At 55.4% G+C, this 4806-nt stretch carries 5 protein-coding genes; all 5 read right to left on the bottom strand.

Going from position 1 to position 4806, the window contains the following annotated elements:
* Window positions 1–192: 192 nt before the first annotated feature.
* Window positions 193–630, bottom strand: coding sequence for a DNA mismatch endonuclease Vsr (gene vsr, locus TW83_RS20085; RefSeq protein WP_084697631.1), 438 nt, complete (start codon window positions 628–630; stop codon window positions 193–195).
* Window positions 599–1666, bottom strand: a complete 1068-nt coding sequence (locus TW83_RS20080; protein ID WP_084697629.1) for a DNA cytosine methyltransferase — start codon at window positions 1664–1666, stop codon at window positions 599–601. Before TW83_RS20080 ends, vsr begins: the two co-directional genes overlap by 32 nt.
* Complete coding sequence (locus TW83_RS16270) at window positions 1656–2393, bottom strand: MAE_28990/MAE_18760 family HEPN-like nuclease (protein WP_045983831.1); 738 nt, start codon at window positions 2391–2393, stop codon at window positions 1656–1658. The genes TW83_RS20080 and TW83_RS16270 overlap by 11 nt, the downstream gene beginning before the upstream one ends.
* Window positions 2393–3469, bottom strand: a complete 1077-nt coding sequence (locus TW83_RS16265; protein WP_045983830.1) for a DUF262 domain-containing protein — start codon at window positions 3467–3469, stop codon at window positions 2393–2395. Before TW83_RS16265 ends, TW83_RS16270 begins: the two co-directional genes overlap by 1 nt.
* Before the next feature lie 222 nt (window positions 3470–3691).
* Window positions 3692–4783, bottom strand: coding sequence for a MobQ family relaxase (gene mobQ / locus TW83_RS20795; RefSeq protein WP_045983829.1), 1092 nt, complete (start codon window positions 4781–4783; stop codon window positions 3692–3694).
* Between the last annotated feature and the right edge of the window lie 23 nt (window positions 4784–4806).

The raw sequence follows: 4806 nt of genomic DNA, 5'->3' as shown, positions 1-4806 counted from the left end.
ACTTGGGGAATGTGGGTTCATCAACACCAGAAAATTTCCTGCGCCATACTATTGTAATAGTCATATTCGCCTCTTTAAATCTTTTATTCTTTCGAACTCAATTTAAGCGCCACAAATATTTTAATATGGTATTGAATTACCGGTAGATTATACAGAAAATTTATCTACCTCAGTATTTCTCTCTAGAAATTACTACTTGTATTTTTTTTCGAGGCTTTCTTTGAAGTCAACAGCCTTAGTTTCACATTCCCATACGACAGTTGTATGCCATCCAAGGCACTGTAATGCCTCGATCGCGCGCTTGTCCCGTTTAATATTTTCTTCGAATTTTGAAGTCCAAAATCCTACCCTCGTTTTAGGTGTAGATGCCAGCCGACAGCCTAAATGACGGTGCCAGAAGCAACCATGAACGAAGATGGCAAGTTTGTGCTTTGGCAGCACGATGTCAGGACAACCGGGTAGATCGCGCCGCTGTAACCGGAAGCGGTAGCCTTTGGCATGAAGTACGCGACGGACGAGCATCTCAGGCTTTGTATCCCGCTGCCGCACCCGGGCCATAAGCGCCGATCGCTCTTTTGAAGGTAAAGGATCTGTAATATTACCCACTAACAGGATGCTGCTCTTGGACATGGGTAACGAAACTCTCAGCGATCCGCTCCCCAAGACGCACCGGAACTGCGTTGCCAATCAGCCGACCCAAGGAAGAAAATCTGACCGGTTGACCGGGTGGTACGAATTCATAATTAGCAGGAAACGTCTGAAGCATTGCAGCTTCGCGAAGCGAAATCGCTCGATCCTGATCCGGATGCCCGAAGCGGCCGTTGCCGTAGCCAAAACACTGCGTTGTCATAGTGGGCGCCGGCTGATCCCACTCCATCCGCCCGTACACCGACGGGAATGTTCCCCCCGAAGAACGCCGGTGGCATGTTGCCCTAAGCTCCTCTGGCCAGTCGCGCCACGTCCCGCCGGGCTTCGACGCTTTAATGCGCTGCATGTTAAGGTCGCTCAGAGTACATGCAACGTGGAGTGGATCTGAGAGACTCTCCTCTCCCGCCGCGAGACGAGGAAGAGAACTGATTGTCTCGCGAACGGTTATCTTGTGTCGTGTAGTCCAAGAAATAGATGGAGCAACGTCTGATAAACGACTTGCCAAGAGAACTAGCCTCTTACGTGTTTGCGGAATACCAATTTCTGCACACTGCACGATCCGCCACGATACAGCGTAGCCCTCAAGACTGGCGATGAACCGCTTAAAAACTGAATGCTCTTTGAGCGCCGGCACGTTCTCCATAGTCACAAGATCAGGCTGAACCTTCTGCACAAGCTCACCGAACTTCGCCACCAGGTTCCAATCCGTTCCGGCTTTCTCTGCCCGTCCTGTTCGTGAATAGGTAGAAAACGGCTGGCAAGGAGCGCAGCCGGCCATCAAGGTAACATTCGCCCCGCTTAGCCGTTCGCGCACATCGACAGCGTCGAGTTCACCAACATCGCACTCAATAAACTTTGCCTCGTTGTTTCGTTCGTAGGCAAAGCGGCACGCGGCATCAATATCGTACCCCGCTACAACATCAATGCCGCCACGCGAGAGCCCGTGAGTCAGTCCACCAACACCACAAAAGAGATCGACTGCTTTAATCGTTGGCGTGGCGAAGTACTCAGGCCACATTATTTTGCCTGTGAGCTGCAAGGTAGTGCTGCGCTTCTATATAGTTTTGAAATTCTGCAATTACCTCCTGGAGGTAAGCAACAGTACGATTCACTAAGTCGCGCAATTCAGTCACGGTCAAACCTTCGCCGCACTCAGCGAACGACAAGCTGCCGTGTGCCAGTTGGTTTCGCCGCTTTTTAATAAGCGCTAGCGCGCCTAGATCATCACGAAACTTGCGCTTGATCCCCGTGTAGCTTTCCCTGCTAACCCTCAATCTCAGGCCAAGCCTTTCTGCTACAGATTGGATTGCATCGTCGTCCCAATTCCCCCCACCGCCTTTTTCCATTTCGAAACCCGCCACAGGCAACTTTTGCACGAGATGGTCACAGAGCCGGAGCGCAGCGACTAGGCGGTTATCACTACTAAGTTCGATGTGGGTTCGAGCCATGACACGAACCCACTCCTTCTTCATCTCGTCAGTAAGCTCGGAAGGTGCCGGAGAATGCGACGTAAGAGCTACCACTGTTACAGCCTCAAGGCAGCGCACAACGGTGGCTTCAACGAGATTGTAGAGATGCAGGAAAATTCCTGAATAAAGTATCTTTTGTTGCTGCGCAGTGATGTGGGCGCCGGTGGCGCCAATGCGAGGCGGGCCGTTCTGCGTCTCGACCTCTATAGCCTGGAGCAGGTTAAGATAAGCAGTGATTTCGTCAAGACGCTCGTCGAAAACAGAGGTTAGTTCCATTACGCGGCATCCAAAAGCCTAGTGCGAACATATTCAATTCGACTGCGCAACCGTGCAATCGCATTAGCACCGTCCGAACCAGTAATACTGCTAAATTCCTTTTCATGCACCCATTCATGAGTGCGTAGATCGGCATCAGCAATTTCGGGGCGCTCCCGAAGCGCCAGTGCCGAACCAATCGCCATTCCTTCGAAGCGAGCGCGAGGTGTGGCCTTGCCAGATGGCGTGCGGCGAAATCCGCTTGCAAAATGCTTATGAACAAATGCAACCATCATCTCAAAACGCATCTTATATTCGTCAATAAGATCTGGTCGCGCATCCATTTCTGCGTTCATCTTCTTTGCATAATCAAAAATAAATTCGCGCGGACGGTCTTTGTAGCCGTCAAGCCCATCTCCATATGCAAAGAACCGAATTACCAACTCTTCACGCTCTCGCTCCTTACGTTGCTTATCGGATACAGGAGCGATTTCCTCGAATGTCGGATTCGTAGCTAGCGAGATGACCATTTTCATAAATGGCCCAGCCAGCGCGCCACGACGAACCTCCGCGTCGTTGGCCGCCTTGCTGGAGGTGTTGATCCTCTCAAACATGTCGAAGCGAGCTTGCTCGTCGGCATGCTCATTCAAGACAATGCCGCGAATAGACCTATTGCGTATTTTGCGCTGTCTACCTTCCGGAAGATCTGCGAACCGAAAACCGGAAATCGTTGGCAGTGCATCAAGCTCACCTAAACGGAAGTCTCCAAGAACAAATTCAGCGAGAGTTCGAAGGCGTTGAGATCCGTCCACGATCTCCAATTTCCCATTTTCCATTTCCCAAAAGAACAGAAAAGGGATCGGCAAACCCATGATGATTGACTCAATGAAGCGTGACTTACGCTCCGGTTCCCAAGTAAATTCTCTTTGATAGGCCGGAACGACATACTCGCCACCCGCCATCTTGCCAGCGAGTATCTCAATCGAAAATTCGGTTAGATAGAACTCAATACGCTTCGACTGCGCGATGATTTCGGCTTCAGCAGCCGCGCGCATTGTATCAGTAATTTTGATATCTACTTGTGGCTTCTTTGCCATTCCTATCCGCCCCAAAACAATCTTCTATCTTCGACCAGAAGCAGTGTCACGGTCTTGCTTGGTTCGCGTTCGTAATACGCTTGAAGATTGATGAAAACGTTTTTCCTTCTTGATGTGAAAAAGGGGAAGCCATCTTGGCAACTGCCCTTTGAAAAATTTGCCGTTCTTCCCGGAACGGGCGTTGCGCGTCAGAACTCTGACCAACATTGCCAGCCGCAGGTCCTACAAGCCGTGATCATCGCCTCTGTCGCGTTCATGGGCCTGGCGCTCCTGCACCCGTTCCCGCGCCTCCCGCTCGGCAGCCTCGCGTTGCGCCGCTTGCCGGCGCTCGACCTCGAGATCCCGCGCCAGCCCCTCGGCGGCGGCTGACGCGCCGGGCGCTGCGGCAGCAAGAAACTCTCCCCAAGCATCGGCGGGCGCAACGCGTTCCACGACGCCGCGGACCTGTTCCGCCGCCCGTTCCGTGACACGCTCCAGCCAGGCGCGTGCCTTCTCGGCCAGCTCCTGCGCCACGCGGGCAACCTCGGCGGCCTGTTCCTTGATCTCCCGCCAGACCTGCACGGCCGCGACCTCGATGCCGCGCTCCTTGAGCTGCCACGCCCCGGCGGAGAGCTGCGGCAGGGGCTGGCGGTCCAGCGAGACGGCCCGGACCGTCTCGCGCAGGGCTTCGGCCTCGTCGCCGCGTTCCCGGGCATTCTGGGCGCGCTCTTGTGCCTCGATACGCTGCGCTTCCAGTTTCCTGTGATCGACGCGGGTCTCGGCACCACAGCGCTCCAGGGCGTGGTTGGTATCGCGTGCCCAAGCCTCCCGCCAGCCCTCCAGCAGTTCCTTGGCGTTCCAGTCCCGGTTCTTGGTGGTGAACCCCTCGGGACCGATCTCCCGGGTGGTCAGCAGGATATGGGCATGATGGTTGCGCTCGTCCCCTTCGCGCCCGGGGGCGTGCAGGGCGATATCCGCCACCATGCCCCGGTCCACGAATTCGCGCTGGCAGAAGTCGCGGACGAGCTGCAGCCGCTGCACGGCGTCCAGCTCGCAGGGTAAGGCTACCCTGACCTCACGGGCGACCTGGCTGTTCTTGCGCGTCTCGGCCAGCTCCACCGCGTTCCACAGCGCCGCCCGGTCCTGCACCCAGGTCGGGGCATCCGCGGGGGCGAGGGTCTCGACGTGATCGACGCCGCCGCGGGCGCGGTAGTCGAAGGCGAGGCCGGTGCGCTGATCCACGATCAGCTCGGCGCTGCGGTACGCCGCCGCCGCCGTGGCGCTGCGCCCGGCAGAGCGGGAGATCATCGTGGCCCTGAGATGATAGATCGCCATATGCGCGCGCGCTCTTGCCTGGG

Origin of the sequence: Paracoccus sp. S4493 (assembly GCF_000967735.1) — a bacterium.
GTDB lineage: Bacteria > Pseudomonadota > Alphaproteobacteria > Rhodobacterales > Rhodobacteraceae > Paracoccus > Paracoccus marcusii.
This window is presented reverse-complemented; position numbering and strand designations above follow the sequence as displayed.

Excerpts from the sequence above, each read along its gene's own strand:
- TW83_RS16270 (WP_045983831.1), bottom strand. The coding sequence starts at position 2,393 with ATGGAACTAACCTCTGTTTTCGACGAGCGTCTTGACGAAATCACTGCT.
- mobQ (WP_045983829.1), bottom strand. The coding sequence starts at position 4,783 with ATGGCGATCTATCATCTCAGGGCCACGATGATCTCCCGCTCTGCCGGG.
- TW83_RS20080 (WP_084697629.1), bottom strand. The coding sequence starts at position 1,666 with ATGTGGCCTGAGTACTTCGCCACGCCAACGATTAAAGCAGTCGATCTC.
- TW83_RS16265 (WP_045983830.1), bottom strand. The coding sequence starts at position 3,469 with ATGGCAAAGAAGCCACAAGTAGATATCAAAATTACTGATACAATGCGC.
- vsr (WP_084697631.1), bottom strand. The coding sequence starts at position 630 with ATGTCCAAGAGCAGCATCCTGTTAGTGGGTAATATTACAGATCCTTTA.